Source organism: Bradyrhizobium sp. URHA0013 (genome assembly GCF_000518345.1).
Classification (GTDB): Bacteria; Pseudomonadota; Alphaproteobacteria; order Rhizobiales; family Xanthobacteraceae; genus Bradyrhizobium.
The window spans coordinates 539,725-556,757 of the sequence record NZ_JADK01000003.1; the positions used below are offsets into that span (position 1 = coordinate 539,725).

16 protein-coding genes are annotated in these 17,033 nt (G+C 63.9%); 11 read left to right on the forward strand and 5 right to left on the reverse strand.

All coding sequences use genetic code 11. From position 1 onward, the window contains the following. Nucleotides 1–50 precede the first annotated feature (50 nt). The 8 genes from N551_RS0102675 to N551_RS0102710 all read left to right on the forward strand — a co-directional run bounded on the left by N551_RS0102675 (nucleotide 51) and on the right by N551_RS0102710 (nucleotide 8,812). A complete protein-coding gene (locus N551_RS0102675; RefSeq protein WP_027565628.1) occupies nucleotides 51–1,025 on the forward strand; it encodes a nitronate monooxygenase family protein in 975 nt (324 codons plus the stop codon). A gap of 33 nt (nucleotides 1,026–1,058) precedes the next feature. Beyond that, nucleotides 1,059–2,243, forward strand: coding sequence for an ABC transporter substrate-binding protein (locus tag N551_RS0102680; protein ID WP_027565629.1), 1,185 nt, complete (start codon nucleotides 1,059–1,061; stop codon nucleotides 2,241–2,243). A gap of 22 nt (nucleotides 2,244–2,265) precedes the next feature. Further along, a complete protein-coding gene (locus tag N551_RS0102685; protein WP_027565630.1) occupies nucleotides 2,266–3,774 on the forward strand; it encodes an acyl-CoA synthetase in 1,509 nt (502 codons plus the stop codon). A gap of 178 nt (nucleotides 3,775–3,952) precedes the next feature. Beyond that, the gene (locus tag N551_RS0102690; RefSeq protein WP_027565631.1) at nucleotides 3,953–4,273 is read left to right on the forward strand and encodes a PepSY domain-containing protein; all 321 of its coding nucleotides are present in this window, start codon (nucleotides 3,953–3,955) and stop codon (nucleotides 4,271–4,273) included. Between the two features lie 12 nt (nucleotides 4,274–4,285). Continuing rightward, nucleotides 4,286–4,915 (forward strand): general stress protein, encoded by a 630-nt coding sequence (locus N551_RS0102695; RefSeq protein WP_027565632.1) that lies wholly within the window; start codon nucleotides 4,286–4,288, stop codon nucleotides 4,913–4,915. 236 nt (nucleotides 4,916–5,151) lie between these two features. Further along, complete coding sequence (locus N551_RS0102700; RefSeq protein WP_027565633.1) at nucleotides 5,152–6,927, forward strand: NAD(P)/FAD-dependent oxidoreductase; 1,776 nt, start codon at nucleotides 5,152–5,154, stop codon at nucleotides 6,925–6,927. 135 nt (nucleotides 6,928–7,062) lie between these two features. Continuing rightward, nucleotides 7,063–8,040 (forward strand): peptidyl-alpha-hydroxyglycine alpha-amidating lyase family protein, encoded by a 978-nt coding sequence (locus N551_RS0102705; RefSeq protein WP_027565634.1) that lies wholly within the window; start codon nucleotides 7,063–7,065, stop codon nucleotides 8,038–8,040. 214 nt (nucleotides 8,041–8,254) lie between these two features. After that, complete coding sequence (locus N551_RS0102710) at nucleotides 8,255–8,812, forward strand: HNH endonuclease (RefSeq protein WP_007597381.1); 558 nt, start codon at nucleotides 8,255–8,257, stop codon at nucleotides 8,810–8,812. Nucleotides 8,813–8,886: 74 nt separating this feature from the next. Here the strand turns inward: N551_RS0102710 and N551_RS0102715 are convergent, their stop codons facing one another. Next, nucleotides 8,887–9,888, reverse strand: a complete 1,002-nt coding sequence (locus N551_RS0102715; protein ID WP_027565635.1) for a family 16 glycosylhydrolase — start codon at nucleotides 9,886–9,888, stop codon at nucleotides 8,887–8,889. Between the two features lie 297 nt (nucleotides 9,889–10,185). Between N551_RS0102715 and N551_RS0102720 the strand changes: the two genes are divergently transcribed. From N551_RS0102720 to N551_RS0102730, 3 genes are all read left to right on the forward strand, one after another. Continuing rightward, nucleotides 10,186–10,407, forward strand: coding sequence for a dodecin (locus N551_RS0102720; protein ID WP_018453224.1), 222 nt, complete (start codon nucleotides 10,186–10,188; stop codon nucleotides 10,405–10,407). Between the two features lie 167 nt (nucleotides 10,408–10,574). Then, nucleotides 10,575–12,479, forward strand: coding sequence for a sensor domain-containing diguanylate cyclase (locus tag N551_RS0102725; RefSeq protein ID WP_027565636.1), 1,905 nt, complete (start codon nucleotides 10,575–10,577; stop codon nucleotides 12,477–12,479). A 66-nt stretch (nucleotides 12,480–12,545) separates the two neighbouring features. Further along, on the forward strand, nucleotides 12,546–13,193 hold the full coding sequence (locus N551_RS0102730) for an HAD family phosphatase (RefSeq protein WP_027565637.1): 648 nt from the start codon (nucleotides 12,546–12,548) through the stop codon (nucleotides 13,191–13,193). Nucleotides 13,194–13,217: 24 nt separating this feature from the next. On the opposite strand, the gene N551_RS0102735 is transcribed toward N551_RS0102730, so the two are convergent. The 4 genes from N551_RS0102735 to N551_RS0102750 are packed head-to-tail and all read right to left on the reverse strand — an operon-like array spanning nucleotide 13,218 to nucleotide 17,020. After that, complete coding sequence (locus N551_RS0102735; RefSeq protein WP_027565638.1) at nucleotides 13,218–14,186, reverse strand: ABC transporter ATP-binding protein; 969 nt, start codon at nucleotides 14,184–14,186, stop codon at nucleotides 13,218–13,220. Next, nucleotides 14,183–15,178 (reverse strand): ABC transporter ATP-binding protein, encoded by a 996-nt coding sequence (locus N551_RS0102740; RefSeq protein WP_027565639.1) that lies wholly within the window; start codon nucleotides 15,176–15,178, stop codon nucleotides 14,183–14,185. Before N551_RS0102740 ends, N551_RS0102735 begins: the two co-directional genes overlap by 4 nt. After that, nucleotides 15,178–16,095, reverse strand: a complete 918-nt coding sequence (locus N551_RS0102745; RefSeq protein WP_007615333.1) for an ABC transporter permease — start codon at nucleotides 16,093–16,095, stop codon at nucleotides 15,178–15,180. Before N551_RS0102745 ends, N551_RS0102740 begins: the two co-directional genes overlap by 1 nt. Continuing rightward, nucleotides 16,061–17,020: an ABC transporter permease gene (locus tag N551_RS0102750; RefSeq protein ID WP_007597394.1), complete on the reverse strand. Its 960-nt coding sequence runs from the start codon at nucleotides 17,018–17,020 to the stop codon at nucleotides 16,061–16,063. The genes N551_RS0102745 and N551_RS0102750 overlap by 35 nt, the downstream gene beginning before the upstream one ends. Between the last annotated feature and the right edge of the window lie 13 nt (nucleotides 17,021–17,033).

Below are 17,033 nucleotides of genomic sequence, written 5' to 3' on the forward strand. Positions count from 1 at the left end.
AACGCCACGTCATCCGCCCGCCGGCGGGCTGCGTTTTCCGGGAGGACATCATGGCGCTGCCCGCTCTCTTGAAGGATTCGCTCGAGCTGCCCGTGGTCGGCTCGCCGCTCTTCCTCGTCTCGGGCCCTGAGCTGGTGATCGCCCAATGCAAGGCCGGCATCGTCGGCTCGTTTCCGGCGCTCAATGCCCGTCCGGTGGAAAAGCTCGACGAGTGGTTGAGCCGCATCGAGGACGAACTCGGCGAATACAAATCGCTCAATCCCAGCAAGAAGGTCGCACCCTACGCCGTCAACCAGATCTGCCACGCCTCCAACGACCGGCTGATGAAGGACATGGAGACCTGTGTGAAGCACAGGGCGCCCATCATCATCACCTCGCTGCGACCGCCCGCCGAGCTCGTCGAGGCCGCGCATTCCTACGGCGGCCTCGTGTTCCACGACGTCATCAACGTCAAGCACGCGCGCAAGGCGGCCGAGCAAGGCGTCGACGGGCTGATCCTGGTCTGCGCCGGCGCTGGAGGACATGCAGGAACGCTCTCGCCTTTCGCGCTGGTACGTGAGGTCAAGCAATGGTTCGACGGCGCGATCCTGCTGTCGGGCGCAATCAGCGATGGCTTCGCAATCGCCTCCGCGCTGACGCTGGGCGCCGACCTCGCTTATATGGGCACGCGCTTCATCGCGACGAAGGAAGCCAATGCTGACGAAGCCTACAAATCCGCCCTGACGCAGCACGCCGCCCACGACATCGTCTACACCAACCTCTTCACCGGCGTGCACGGCAACTATCTCGGCCCTTCGATCGCCGCGGCCGGGCTCGATCCGGACAACCTGCCGGCCGCGGACAAGACGAAGATGAACTTCGGCTCCGGCGGCAACATGAAATCCAAGGCGTGGCGCGACATCTGGGGCTCGGGCCAGGGTATCGGCCAGATCGCAGACGCGCCGCCAGTCGCCGAGCTCGTCGACCGGATGAAACGGGAATTCGACCAGGCCCGACAGGATTTCCTGATGCGCGCCAGCGCCTGACGACTCGGAACGACAATAAAACGGGAGGACACCATGAAGCTGGCAGCCGCACTGATCGGCATGTCGTTGCTGACGCTCGCCGGCGGCAGTGCCCATGCCGAAGGCAGCGACGAGATTCGCATCGGGCAGACCCTGCCCTACAGCGGTCCGGCCTCTGGCTTCGGCGCGATCGGACGGACGCAGGAAGCGTTCTTCGAGAAGGTCAATGCCGAAGGCGGCATCAACGGCCGCAAGATCAAGTTCATCACGCTGGACGACGCCTATTCGCCGCCAAAGACCGTTGAGCAGACCCGCAAGCTGGTGGAGCAAGAGGAGGTGCTGATGATGTTCGGCTCGCTCGGCACCGCCACCAACAGCGCCGTGCAGCGCTATCTCAACGCCAAGAAAGTGCCGCAGCTGTTCGTGCTCTCCGGCGCCACCAAATGGGCCGATCCGCAGAAGAACCCGTGGACCATGCCGGGCATGGCGGCCTACGAATCCGAGGGCGTGGTCTATGCCAAATACATTTTGCAGGCCAAGCCCGACGCCAGGATCGCGATCCTCTCGCAGAACGACGATTTCGGCCGCGACTATGTCGCGGGGTTCAAGCGCGCGCTCGGGCCCAAGGCCGCAAGCATGATCATCGCGGAAGCGAGCTACGAGACCAGCGCGCCGACGATCAGCTCGCAGCTCTCGACCTTGAAGGCCTCCGGCGCCAACGTGCTGTTCGGCGTCGTGCTCGGCAAGTTCACCTCGCAGATGGTCAAGGGCGTGGCCGAGATCGGCTGGAAGCCGGAGCTGTTCTTCGTGCCGACCTCGGCGTCGTCGATCTCTTTCCTGGAACCGGCAGGGCTCGACAACGCGGTCGGTCTGATCTCGTCGAGCAACCAGAAGGACACGATGGACCCGCAATGGGCCGACGATCCCGGCGTAAAGGAATACTTCGCCTTCATGAAGCGCTACATGCCGACCGCGGACCTCTCCAACTCCAACTACGCCGCGGGCTATCACTATGCCACGCTGCTGATGACCGTGCTGAAGGCGTGCAAGGACGATGTCAGCCGCGACAACATCATGCGCCAGGCGGCCTCGCTGAAGGATGTGAAGCTGCCGCTGCTGCTGCCGGGAATGGCTGTTGCGACCGGCCCCGACGACTATCTGCCGTTCCAGCAGCTTCAGCTCCGGCGTTTCAACGGCAAGAGCTGGGTCGGCTTCGGCGACGTGCTGGATGATCGCTAGACGAGCGGAATGAGGAGACGCCATGATCATCAGCGGCGAACGCCAGATCAGCTATGACGACATCCGGGCCCGGATCAAGCGGGCGATGAGCGGCTTCCGTGCCCTGGGGCTTGCGGAGGCAGCGCCGGTCGCGATGATGCTGCGCAACGATTTCGCCCTGTTCGAGGTGGTTGCCGCTTCCGCCGCGCTGGGCAGTCCGGTGGTGCCGATCAACTGGCATCTGAAAGCCGAGGAGGTCCGTTACATCCTGGCCGACAGCGGGGCGAAGATCCTCGTCTGTCATGCCGATTTGCTGCCGCAGATCCGCGACGGCATACCGGCGGATGTCCTTCTCCTGGTCGTCGCGACGCCGCCCGAACTCGCGGCGACCTTCTCGATCCCTCGGGAGCTGACCGAGATCCCTGTGGGACTGACCGATTGGGACCGCTGGCGCGACGACCATCCGCAAGGGCAGGAGCCACCGCGCCGGGCGGCAGCGATGATCTACACGTCGGGGACTACGGGCATGCCGAAGGGTGTGCGGCGCATGCCGATGCAGCCCGAACAGGCGGCCGCCTCGGAACGCGTGGGCGGGATCGCCTATGGCATCAAGCCGCGGGAAGACCAAATCGTGCTGATCAACGGGCCGATGTATCACTCGGCGCCGCATTCCTACGGCATGCTGGCGTTCCGCAGCGCTTGCACCATCATCCTCCAGGCGCGGTTCGATGCCGAGGAGCTGCTGGCCCTGATCGAGCGCCACCGCGTCACGCACATTCACATGGTACCGACCATGTTCGTCCGGCTGCTGCGGTTGCCCGAAGCGGTCAGGCAGCGTTACGACCTGTCGTCGCTGCGTTTCGTCGTGCACGGCGCCGCGCCCTGCCCGCCAGACGTCAAGCGCGCCATGATCAACTGGTGGGGACCCGTCATCAACGAATATTTCGGTTCCACGGAGACCGGGATCCCGGTCTGGCACTCGGCCGAGGAAGCCTTGAAAAAGCCCGGCACGGTCGGCCGCGCCATCGAAGGCGGCATCGTCAGGATCTTCCGCGATGACGGCAGCCCGTGCGGTGCCAACGAAGTCGGCGAAATCTACATGCGCCAGACGGCAGTGCCCGATTTCGACTATCACGGCAGGACGCAGGCAAGGGCCGAGGCCGGCCGCGACGGCCTCGTCAGCGTCGGCGACGTCGGTTACCTCGACGAGGACGGCTATCTGTTCCTGTGCGACCGCAAGCGCGACATGGTGATCTCCGGCGGCGTCAACATCTATCCCGCCGAGATCGAGAACGCGCTGATCGGAATGCCCGGCGTGCGCGACTGTGCCGTGTTCGGCATACCCGACGCGGAATTCGGCGAAAAGCTGTGCGCCTTTGTCGAGCCTGAATCGGATGCCGGGCTCTCGGCCGACGCTGTCCGATCGTTCCTGCGCGAGCGGCTTGCCAATTTCAAGGTGCCGAAGGACGTCGAATTCCGCGACGCGCTGCCGCGCGAGGCAACGGGAAAGATTTTCAAGCGCAAGCTGCGGGAGCCCTATTGGGCGACGTGAAAACAGGCGACGCGTCCGAGAGTGCGAGACCGTATTAACGGGAACGAGTGGCAATCGTTCCTGGGCCTCTTCAATATCGAGCAATTTGAAGACGCGCGCTTCCGTCGCAAAATGGAAGAGCAACCAATTCGAATCTCGTCTGTTATCGACCGGCACAATCACTGCCGGAGGATAAACTATGTCTCGTCTAATTTCGCTCGCTGCGGCTCTCCTGCTGCTCGGATCGGTACCCGTAAGCGCGCAGTCGCAAAAGGCACAAAGCGGCCCGGGCAACAATGCGGTCAACAGCTCTGATCACAACAACTCCAACGCACCGGTCGCAGGCCGCAACAGCTTCACCGAGGGACAGGCGAAGTCGAAGATCGAGGGCGCGGGCTATTCCAATGTTTCCGGCCTGCAAAAGGACGACAACGGCGTCTGGCGCGGCAAGGCCGACAAGGCCGGGACCAAGGCGGACGTGAGCGTCGATTTCCAAGGGAACGTGAACCCCGCCAAGTAAGGAGGATAAAACATGACCACCACCATTTCTCGACTCTATGACACCTATTCGGATGCGGAACGTGCGGTCAGCCGCCTGGAGGCCGCGGGCGTGCCGCACTCCGACATCAGCATCGTCGCGAACAATTCCGATAATTGGTACGGCTCATCCACCGGCAAGGTCGACCGCGATCGCGACGGCGTCGACGATCGCGCCGAAGGCGCCGGCACGGGTGCCGGCATCGGCGCGGGCCTCGGAAGCGCGGCGGGCCTGCTTGCAGGACTCGGCTTGCTGGCCATTCCGGGACTCGGACCGGTGGTTGCCGCCGGATGGCTGGCTTCGACCGCAGTTGGTGCCGCGGCCGGCGCCGCGACGGGCGGCATCGTCGGCGCGCTGACCGAAGCCGGCGTCTCCAAGGACGATGCGTCGCGCTACGCGGAGGGCGTCCGTCGTGGCGGAACGCTGGTATCGGCGCGGGTCCCCGACCAGGACCGCTCACGGCTCGATGCTCTTCTGCACGAAAAGGCCGTGAACCTGCAGGAACGGAGCACCGCCTGGCAAAAATCCGGCTGGAACGGCTTCGATGCCGCAAGCCCGCCGCTGTCGCCTGACGATGTCGGCCGTGAGCGCGAGTTGTACGGCAATGGGATGCGGGGCAGATAAGGATCCGCGAACCAAAACGACAGCACGAGGAGGCTCCACTCAGGTGGAGCCTTTTTCGTCATACACCTCTCTCGTTCCGCGAGCGTGCGGCGGGCATCTCGCAGCGCTCACCGGCGTATTCCGCCTGAGCAGGGCCACATGCTTTCGCTGCTCGGGTAAAGCGCTTTCGATACCCCTCCTTCCAGTATAGCCTTCGACCCTAGAGGAAACGCCGCGAAGACGGCACGAGGTCGCGCATGCTGGACAGGACCAAGGATATTGCCGCATCCGCGCAGGCTTGGCTCGACGAATTTGAGCGCACGCTTGGCGCACCTGATGGCGCTGGGCTGGATAGTCTTTTCCTCGCCGACAGCTATTGGCGCGACGCGCTGGCACTCAGCTGGAACCTGCAAACGATCGCAGGCGGCGATTCGATCAAGCGGGAGCTGACAACGCTCGCCGCACGGGTCGCACCGGGCAGCTTCAAGATCGCGCCCAACCGGGCGCCACCGCGCTGGGTCACGCGTGCCGGGACCAACACTATCGAAGCCATCTTCAATTTCGAGACCGCAATCGGCCGTGGTAGCGGCATCGTCCGGCTCGTACCCGACGCCGCCGACGGCGACCGCCTGAAAGCGTGGACGCTCCTCACCGCGCTCGACGAGCTCAAGGGCTTCGAGGAGCAGCTCGGCACCTCGCGGCCGCGCGGCCAGGCCTATTCGCGCGACTTCCGTGGACCGAACTGGCTCGACCTGCGCAACGCCTCGCGCGACTACGCCGCTCGCGATCCTACCGTGCTGGTGGTCGGCGGCGGCCAGGCCGGACTCGCGATTGCGGCGCGGCTGAAGCAGTTGAAGATCGACAGCCTGATCGTCGATCGCGAGGCACGGATCGGGGACAATTGGCGCAAGCGCTACCACGCGCTGACCCTGCACAACCAGGTGCAGGTCAATCATTTGCCCTACATGCCGTTTCCTCCGAGCTGGCCGACCTATATTCCCAAGGACAAGCTCGCCAACTGGTTCGAAGCTTATGTCGAGGCGATGGAGCTCAACTTCTGGACCGACACCGAATTCGAAGGGGGCGCCTATGACGATGCCAAGGGCAATTGGACCGTCACGTTGCGACGTGCTGACGGTGGCAAACGGACCATGCACCCGCGCCATGTGGTGATGGCAACCGGTGTCAGCGGCATCGCCAATGTGCCTTTCATCCCGACACTCGACAACTTCAAGGGCACGCTGCTGCATTCGAGCCGCTACGAGGACGGCGAACACTGGACCGGCAAGCGCGCCATCGTCATCGGCACCGGCAACAGCGGTCACGACATCGCGCAGGATCTTCACTCCAGCGGCGCCGAAGTGACGCTGGTGCAGCGTTCACCTACGCTCGTCACCAATATCGAGCCGTCGGCCCAACTCGCTTATGCGACCTACAATGAGGGCACGCTCGAGGACAACGATCTGATCGCGACCTCGATGCCGACACCGCTTGCGAAGAAGACCCATGTGATGCTGACGGAGCAGTCGAAGCAGCTCGACAAGGAGCTGCTCGACGGCTTGCGGCGCGTCGGCTTCAAGCTCGATTTCGGCGAGGCCGGCACCGGCTGGCAGTTCAAATATCTCACCCGTGGCGGCGGCTATTATTTCAACGTCGGCTGCTCCAACCTCATCGTCGAGGGCGCGATCAAGCTCAGGCAGTTTTCCGAGATGGAGGGCTTCGTCACCGAGGGCGCCCGGATGAAGGACGGCGCGACTATTGCCGCCGATCTGATCGTGCTCTCGACCGGTTACAAGACGCAGGAATATCTGGTGCGGAAACTGTTCGGCGACGGCGTCGTCGACCGGGTCGGCCCTATCTGGGGCTTTGGCGACGGCCTCGAGCTGCGCAACATGTATGCACGCACCAGGCAGCCCGGCCTCTGGTTCATCGCCGGCAGCCTCGCGCAATGCCGGATCAACTCGAAATATCTAGCGCTCCAGATCAAGGCGATCGAGGAAGGGATTTTGGGGCGTGAGGCGGGCGCGATTTGAGCCTCCTCGTCATTGCGAGCGCAGCGAAGCAATCCAGTGTCTTTCCGCGGACACAGTCTGGATTGCTTCGCTGCGCTCGCAATGACAGTGTGGAAACGATCGCGCATCGCCGACACCAATAAGAGGAGAACACCCATGCCAGCCATTCTCGGCACCGGCGAGCACCGCTACCGCGTCGTTGAAAATTTCGCAAAGCTGCCGGACGGATGGCAGCTCACCGACGTCGCTTCGGTCGCCGTCGACAGCAAGGACCGCGTCTACGTCTTCAACCGCGGGGCCCATCCGATGGTGGTGCTGGACCGCGAGGGCAATTTCTTGCGCAGTTGGGGCGAAGGCCTGTTCTCGCGCGCCCATGGCCTGCACATCGATGCCGACGACAATCTCTATTGCACCGATGACGGCGACCACACCGTGCGCAAGTGCAGCACAGACGGCAAGGTGCTGCTGACGATCGGCATTCCCGAGAAACCGTCGCCGTTCATGAGCGGCGATCCCTTTCACCGCTGTACCCACACCGCGCTGTCGCCGAAGGGCGAAATCTACGTCTCCGACGGCTATGGCAATGCGCGCGTGCACAAGTTCACGCCCGGCGGCAAGCTGATGACAAGCTGGGGCGAGCCCGGCACCGACCCCGGCCAGTTCAACATCGTGCACAACATCGCCACCGATGCCGACGGCTTTGTCTATGTCGCCGACCGCGAGAACCATCGCGTTCAGGTGTTCGACGGCAACGGCAAGTACGAGACGCAGTGGAACAATCTGCACCGCCCTTGTGCGCTATGCTGTTGCGGTGGGGCTAAGAGCCCGACCTTCGTTATCGGGGAACTCGGCCCCGGCCTGGCGGTCAACCGCAAGGTACCCAATCTCGGCCCGCGGTTGTCGATCGTGGACGCCAAGGGCAACCGCATCGCGCGGCTCGGCGGCGAGGCAGGTCCGGGCGTTGCGAGCGGAAAATTCCTGGCACCGCACGGCATTGCACTGGATTCCAGGGGCGACATCTATGTCGGCGAGGTCGGCGTCACCGACTGGAAGACCAGCTTTCCGGATGAGGAGATGCCGGCCGCGGTGCGCGCGACGCGATGTTTGCAGAAGCTGGAGCGGGTGCGGGAGTAGCTGCCTCGGCACATCCACATCGCGCTGTCAGGACGACGCTGCCTCCGCGGCCTCGGACCTGGAAATCACGGCGTTTTTCGCGCTTTGCCACCCCCCGGCCGCATTGCTTGCGCCGGAATAAGTCGCTCAACGGGCTTCACAATCCCGTCACGCTGCATGTAGTATGTCAGTTACGTGCTGCTTCGCAGCGTACATTGGAGGCCAGGAGCGTTACTTGAACGCACATGTCTCGCAAGGCCATTGGCCGGTGTTGGTGCTGAATGCGGACTTCCGGCCGCTGAGTTACTACCCACTGTCTTTGTGGTCGTGGCAGGACGCGATCAAGGCGGTATTCCTCGACCGCGTCAACATCGTCGCGCATTACGATCAGGCGGTCCATAGCCCCACGCTGCAAATGCAGCTACCGAGCGTCGTCTCGCTCAAATCCTTCGTCAAGCCGACCACCCACCCTGCCTTCACCCGATTCAACGTCTTCCTGCGCGATCGTTTCGCCTGCCAATATTGCGGCTCGCCCGAAGACCTCACCTTCGACCACATCATCCCGCGCAGCAAAGGCGGCCAGACCACCTGGGAGAACGTGGTCGCGGCCTGCTCGCCCTGTAATTTGCGCAAGGGCAATCTGACGCCGGTGCAGGCCAAGATGTTTCCACGCCAGCACGCGTTCGCGCCGACCGTGCACCAGCTCCACCGTAACGGCCGGCTGTTCCCACCGAACTATCTGCACGACAGCTGGCTGGATTATCTCTACTGGGATACGGAGCTGGATCCGTAGCGTCGGCGTGCAGGCCCTCGGCAGTCCATCGTCGACTCGCGCCGCTCAACGCCGGGAGAGATCAGCGAGCTTCGCTATCTGCGCGCCTGCTCCAGATCGATCTGATAGACAGAAATCCGGTCGATCTCGAATGCGACGGTAGGCGGCGACTCCGCGTCGACCGGACCGACGCCGAGAAAGAATTTCGATCCGATCGCGAGATTGACGATCATGTACATGGGATCGTCGAAACCGATCGGCACCTTGATGTCGGACACCGACCTGCGATCGATGAAATAGACCAAGCGATCCTCCTCCCACAGCACGCCGTAGGTATGGAATGCGCTCGACGCGTCGCCGACCGCGAAGTCGAAGCCGCAGGACTGGATCTTCTGGGTCGAGGGAATCCGCCAATGTGTCGTCATCACGAGATCACCCGGCTTTTCGCCGCGGCCTTCCAGCACGTCGACCTCCGGCGGCCAGCCGCCGTCATCCGCCAGCATCCAGAACGCCGGCCATACCGCATGTCCGACCGGCACCTTGGCGCGGATCTCGAAATAGCCGTGCTTCTGCGCGAACGTGCCCTGGGTCGTCAGTATCCCGGAGATGTACTCGTTGTCGAACAGCACCTGCTTCAAGCCCGGCGACGTGCGGCTGGCGACGATCGACAGCACGCCGTCCTGGACCTTGAAGGGATCGAGCCCGAGCGGCGCCGCCGCGCGCCCGGCGTAGCGCGGATCGACATAGATCTGTTGCTCGCCATTGGCGCTGGTCTTGCGCTTGAACTCGGAGCCGTCGCCGCCCCAATAGCGCGCCTCCGGCCAGGCCGCACCGCCAGCGTAATGCGGCACCCAGCGTCCGTTCGCCAGCGGATGCTCGTCAAAATCCTCATTGAAGGTCCGGCGTAGCGGCAAGAAGACCAGCGAGGCCGGATTGACCTCCTCCAGCCGACGGCACTCGATGGTGGAGGGATCGGTCGTGACCTGCAGCGACATGCTCACCGGGGCACCGTCGAGATCGTCCTGCGCGATGGCCGGCGCAGGCACTACGCAGAGACCGATCGCAGCCAGAGCGCCCCTCGTCCAACGCGCGATCATCACCACTCTTCGAAGATGCCCGAGGAAGAGCTGAAGTTAGCTCGCCCATATCGGGACGGGCAAGAGCGGGCCCGCGACCGCGCGCCAATTCGGGAGCGCCACTCGCCCACGCCATCCAGATTTTCGTGCATTAATAAAAAATGGAGCACCGCGCGCGGCAGGCGACCGGCGGGTCTCCCTCGGGGACGGAACTCGAAGCGCCGGCATCCGTTCAGAGTCGAGGCCGGATGTCGCGCGGACGCCAGTTGTCCGCGACAGACATATCCGGCCCCGCCACAGCACAAGGGGAGAATAGTGATGGCCACAAGCGAGACGGATCACGTCTACAAGATCCTGGAACTGGTCGGATCGTCCGAGACTTCGATCGAGGATGCGATCAAGAACGCGGTCAGCCGGGCCGCCAAGACCGTTCGCGAGATGAAATGGTTCGAGGTGGTGCAAACGCGCGGCCATATCGAGAACGGCGCCGTGCGCCACTACCAGGTGACGCTGCGCGTCGGCTTCACGCTGGATGAGTGAGGCAGAAAGGCCGGGCGAAGCCGACGCCCGAGGCCAGCCTGGTTAGCTCGACAATAGCCCGTTAATTGTCGAGGACTGTTCCGACCGGAAGCGCACAATCCGCGCGGATGTTGCAACAGCCCGTTAAGGCCAAAGTGAGAGGTTTGCGCCGAAATGGAGCAAGCCTGATGACCACGGGTCGCGAACTCGGAAAGACTCGCCTTCCGCTCTGGGCGGCGGGTTTCGTCATCCTGACCTGCTTCGCCATCCTCGGCTTGAGCGCCTGGCGTGAATGGGAAACACGCGATGCAGATCTCAAGAACGCCGAGATCGACGTCGCCAATCTGGCGCATTCGCTGATCCAGCACGCGGACGACACCTTCGAACTCGTTGATACGATCCTCGTCGGGCTGGTCCATCGGCTCGAAATCGACGGCACGGGTCCGGACACGATTACCAAGCTTCAGGCCTATCTGCCGACACGGAAATCGTCGGACCGCATCCGCGGCATCTTCGTTTATGACGCGACCGGGCAGTGGCTTGCCACGACCGAGCGGCTCGACTTCTCCAAGCTCAACAACAGCGACCGCGGATACTTCCAGCGTCATCGCGACTCGCCCGAGATGGGCACGTTGATCGGAGCGCCCGTGAAGAGTCGAGCCGGCGGCCAATGGGTCGTCACCGCGTCCCGCCGGATCAACGATGCCGACGGCGGCTTCGCCGGCGTTGCCCTGCTCACGATCGACGTCAGCTATTTCGTCAAGTTCTACGAGCGGTTTGACATCGGTCCGAACGGCTCGACGTCGCTGCTCAACGATAGCGGCATCATGCTGGCGCGCAGCCGCGACGACAGCGGCGCCTTTGTCGGACGCGACCTGTCCAACGCGCCCTTGTTCAAGGGATGGGAAAGTCGTCCCGCCGCAGCAGTCTACTATTTCAAGTCGCCGCTCGATGGCGTCCAGCGGCTTAGCTATTACCAACGCAGCAGCCGCTATCCCCTGATGGTGCTGGCGAGCAAGTCGCGGGACGACGTGCTGGCACCCTGGCGGCAAGCCGCGGCAGCGCGCACCACCTTCGTCCTCGGCCTCGTGCTGCTGATCGCGGTGATCGGCTTCTACCTGGTCCGTCAGCTCGTACAGCGGCAGCGCATGGCCCAGGCCCTCGTCGTCAACGAAGCAAACTTCCGCCTGTTAGCCGAGCAATCCAGCGACATGGTGACCCGGATCGGGCTGGACAACCGGCTGCTCTACGTTTCCCCCTCGTGCGTACGCATCACGGGCTGGTCGTCCGACGAACTGCTGTCCACTTCGGCCCTGGCCGGCATTCACGCCGACGACATGGAGCGGGTCGAGCAGGCTATCGCCGCGCTGAGGAATGGCGAGGCCGAGGAGGCGCGGTTCGTCTATCGCCAGCGTCACCGCGACAAGGGCGAGATCTGGGCGGAGGCGGCGTTGCACGTGACCCTGGCGTCGGACAGCGGCGAGATCGACGGCGTCGTCGCGGTGGTGCGCGACATGACGGAGCAGAAGGATCTTCAGGACAAGCTCGCCTCACTCGCAACGACCGACGGCCTTACCGGCCTCGCCAACCGGCGCACATTCGACGAGCGTCTCGCGGACGAATGGGCGCGCGCCAGGCGCGACGGCACGCAGCTCTCGCTCCTGCTGATCGATGTCGATTATTTCAAGAAGTTCAACGACCATTACGGCCATCTGGCGGGCGACGGATGCCTGCGCGCGCTGGGCCGGATTCTGTCAGCGCACACCAAGCGCCCGGCCGACCTCGCGGCGCGCTACGGTGGCGAAGAATTCGCCGTGCTGTTGCCGAACACCGGTCCCGAGGGCTGCGCCGAGGTCGGCGATGGGATTCGCAAGGCGCTGCACGTTCTCGCCATGCTGCATGCGCAAAGTCCCCCCTCGCGCCTGGTGACCGCAAGCGTCGGCGGCGCGACGAGTCTGCCATCCCAAACCACGGCGGACTGCAGCACGCTGGTCGCCGCCGCCGACCGCGCGCTCTACGCCGCCAAGGACAACGGCCGTGACCGGCTGGTGATGTCGGGACAGGTCGTTCCCTGGCCCGCCAAGAGCGCGTGACGGATCGACCGTTGCGCCGGATTTGTCGCCTGCGCCCCAGCGCGTTATGATTTGGATCACGGCCGGATGTTCGGCCAATCCGAGAGTGCCGCTGTGACTGGTAGAATCAAACTCGTCCTCTTCGACATGGACAATGTCCTCTGCGACTACGACAGGGCAAAGCGTGTCGCATGGCTGGCGAAGCTTGCGGGGACCACGAACGAATCCGTCCACAAGGCGATCTGGGACAGCGGCTTCGAGCTGCTCGGCGATTCCGGCACTCTCGACGCCGCGGACTATTTGCGGTGTTTCGGCGAGCGCATCGGCTATCCGCTGTCACTGGACGAGTGGATCGAGGCGCGACGCCGTTCAATGCAGGCCGATCGTGCGATGCTGGAGATTGCCGGCAGCTTGCGTCAAACCGTCGACATTGCCGTCCTGACCAACAACACCACGCTGGTCGCCGACAATATCGCTGCGCTGCTGCCGGAATTGCCGCCGCTGTTCGGCAAGCGAATCTACGCCTCGGCCCGGTTCAAGACGGCGAAGCCGGACCCGCGCTGCTACCGCCTCTGTCTGTCGGAGCTCGACGTCACACCGGAGAGCGTCCTGTTCGTCGACGATCTCATGGTCAATGTCGCCGGCGCGCGAGAGGCGGGCCTGTTCGTGCATCACCACACCTCGGTTGAGGCTTTCAGCCGAGCCCTTTCGGAGTACGGCCTGCTTTACGCATGAATGCGCGCTTCGCTTTTCCCGGCGTCATGCGAGATGGCACGCCACAAAGTGCCCGCCCGCTCCCTCCTTCAGCTCCGGTGCGCTTTCCGCGCAACGCGGCTGGGCGATAGGACAGCGGGTGTGGAAATGGCAGCCCGACGGTGGCTTCATCGGGCTCGGAACGTCGCCCTTGAGGCGGATGCGCTCGCGCTTGAGCTTGGGATCGGGCACCGGCACCGCTGATAACAGCGCCCTCGTGTATGGATGCTGCGGATTGCGATAGAGGTCGCTGGCCTTGGCGAGCTCGACGATACGGCCAAGATACATCACCGCGACCCGGTCGGAGATGTGCTCGACCACCGACAAATCGTGTGCGACGAAGAGATAGGTGAGGTTCAATTCAGCCTGGAGATCTTCCAGCAAGTTGATGACTTGCGCCTGGATCGAGACATCGAGCGCGGACACCGGTTCGTCGCAGACGATCAGTTTCGGCTCGACCGCGAGCGCGCGCGCGATCACGATGCGCTGGCGCTGGCCGCCGGAAAACTCATGCGGATAGCGGCGCATGTGCTCGGCCTTGAGACCGACCTTCACCAGCAGGCTCGCAACGCGATCCTCGCGCTCCTTGGCCGATGAGCCGAGCTTGTGGATGACGAGCGCCTCGCCGAGGATGGCGCCGACCGTCATGCGCGGATTGAGGGAGGCGAACGGATCCTGGAACACGAGCTGCATGTTCCGCCGCATCGCGCGCAAATCGGTGCCGCCGAGCTGGCCGACATCCTGGCCGTCGAACACGACCTCGCCGTCGGTCGGCTCGATCAGGCGCAGCACGCAGCGTCCCGTCGTCGACTTCCCGCAGCCGGATTCGCCGACGAGGCCGAGCGTCTCGCCGCGATTGACCGAGAACGAGACCCCGTCGACCGCATAAACGCTGCCGACCTGACGCGACAACAGGCCGCCATGCACGGGAAAATATTTCTTCAGGCCGCTGACGCGGAGCAAGGGCTCGGTCATGCTGCGCCTCCCAACTGCGTATCTCCCAGATGACAGGCCATGCGGTGGCCGGGCGCGATCTCGCGCAGCAACGGCTCCATCTCGGTGCAGACGCTCATGGCGTGGCGGCAGCGCGGCGCGAAGCGGCAGCCGACCGGCGGATTGATCAGGATCGGCACCGAGCCGCCGATCGCCTCCAGCCGCACCTTGTGCTCGCTGGCGAGATCGATGCGCGGGATCGAGCGGATCAGTCCCTGGGTATAGGGATGGCCGGGATTGCCGAAGAGCTCGTCGACAGACGCCTCCTCCACCACCTTGCCGGCATACATCACGACGACGCGCTGCGCGGTCTCGGCGACGACGCCCATGGCATGGGTGATCAGCATCACCGCCATGCCGAAACGTTCCTTCATGTCCTGGAGCAGGTCGAGGATCTGCGCCTGAATGGTGACGTCGAGGGCCGTGGTGGGCTCGTCGGCGATGATCAGCTTCGGCTTGCAGGCGAGCGCCATCGCGATCATCACGCGCTGGCGCATGCCGCCGGAGAACTGATGCGGATAGTTGTGCACCCGGCCTTCGGCATTGGGAATCTGCACCAGCTTGAGCATCTCGATGGTGCGCTCGAGCGCCTGTTTCCTGGTGACGTTCTCATGGCGGCGCAGGCTTTCGGCGATCTGCTCGCCGATGGTCAGCACCGGATTGAGCGAGGTCATCGGCTCCTGGAAGATGAAGCCAATCTCCTTGGCGCGGATCTCGTCGAGCTGACTGCTCGTCAGCGGCACGAGATCGCGGCCTTCGAAGATGATCTCGCCCGCCGCGATGCGGCCCGGCGGCATCGCGATCAGCTTGAGGATCGACATCGCGGTGACGGTCTTGCCGCAGCCGGATTCGCCGACAACGCAGAGCGTCTCGCCGCGATTGATGGAGATGTCGACACCGTCGACGGCCTGGAGGATGCCGTCGTCGGTGGAGAAGTGGGTTTTCAGTCCCTTGATCTCGAGCAGCGGCGCCATCAGATCACCCGCCGCGCATCGAGCGCGTCACGCAGGCCGTCGCCGATGAAGTTGATGGCGACCACCGCGATGAAGATCGCGCCGCCCGGAAACAGCGCCCAGTGCGGGCCGATGTCGAGAAAATCCTTGGCATCATAGAGCAGCCGGCCCCAGGTCGGGGTATCCGGAGGGAAGCCAAGGCCGAGGAAGGACAGCGTCGATTCCGCGATGATGGCGGCGGCCACGTCGATGGTGCCGGCGATGATCACCGGACCCAGCGCATTAGGCAGGATATGGCGCACTACCTGCCGCACCGGGCTTGCCCCGAGCGCGCGCGCGGCTTCGACGAATTCCTTCTCACGGATCGACAGGAACTGCGCCCGAACGAGCCGGGCGACGGGCATCCAGCGCAAGCCACCGATCACGAGCACGATCAGGATGAAAATGCCGCCCTCGGGGCCGAAAGCGGCCTTCAGCCCGTCGCGGAAGAGATAGATCAGCAGCAGCAGCAGGGGCAATTGCGGCAGCGACAGAAAGAGATCGGTGAGCCACATCAGCCCATGACCGAGCGCGCCGCGCGACATGCCAGCGAGCGCGCCGATCAACACGCCGACAAAGACCGAGACCAGCATCGCGGCGAGACCGACCGCGAGCGAGATGCGCCCCCCATAGATCATGCGGGCAAGGATATCCTGCCCGAGATCGTCGGTGCCAAAGGGATGGGCCAGCGACGGCCCCTGCATGCCCGCCACGATATCGATGTCGTCGATCTTGACCCGCCAGACGAAGGGGCCGACCACCACCGCCAGGATCAGAACGAGGAGCAGGAACGCACTGACCACGGCAAGCTTGTGCCGGCTATAGCGCCGCCACGTCTCGCGCCAGGGCGAGTAGACGCGCCGCTCAGCGGAGGGAGATGCGAGGGTCAAGCCAGCCATAAAGAACGTCCGCGATGAGATTGAACAGCACGACCAGGCACGCAAAGACGAAGGTGACGGCCATCACCACCGGCGTGTCGTTGGAAAGGATGGAGGAGATCAGCAGCGAGCCGATGCCAGGGATGCGGAAAATCTGCTCGGTGACGATCGCGCCGCCGAACACCGCCGGGATTTGCAACGCAATCAGCGTGACGACCGGGATCATCGCGTTACGCATCACATGCTTGATGATCACCCGCCGCTGACCGATGCCCTTGGCGCGCGCGGTGGTGACATAGTCGAGCCGGATGACGTCGAGCATCGCCGAGCGCACGAAACGTGTCATCGACGCCGCCTGGAACAGGCCGAGCACCGCCACCGGCATGATCGCCTGACGGATCATCTCCAGCACCCAGTGAATACCAGTGCCCTTGATGTCGGTCGTGTAGACGAAAGGCAGCCAGTCCAGCGTGACCGAGAAGATCAGGATGAACAGGATGCCGGTGAAGAAGGTCGGCAGCGAGAAGCCGACAAAGGCGAGCGTGTTGGCGACCTGGTCGAACAGCGAATAAGGTTTCGTCGCGGCATAGACGCCGACCGGGATCGCGATCAGGAGCGCCAGAATCTGCGCCGAGCCGATCACGTAGAGCGTCGTGGGCAGTCGCTGGAGAATGAGCGTGTCGACGTTCATCCGGCTGACGAAGGAGAAACCCCAGTCGCCGTGCAGCATGGCGTTGAGCCAATGCAGGTAACGAAGGTAGATCGGATCGTCGAGGCCGAACTTCGCCCGAAGCGCGAGAGCGACTTCGGGCGGCACGTTCGGATTGGTCGCCAGCTCCGAGAAGGGATCGCCCGGGGCGAGTGCGAGCACGACAAACAGCACCAGCGAGATTCCGAGCAGGCTCGGAATCGCGATCAGGAGGCGACGCAGGACATACTGGCTCATGAAGAAGGACCGC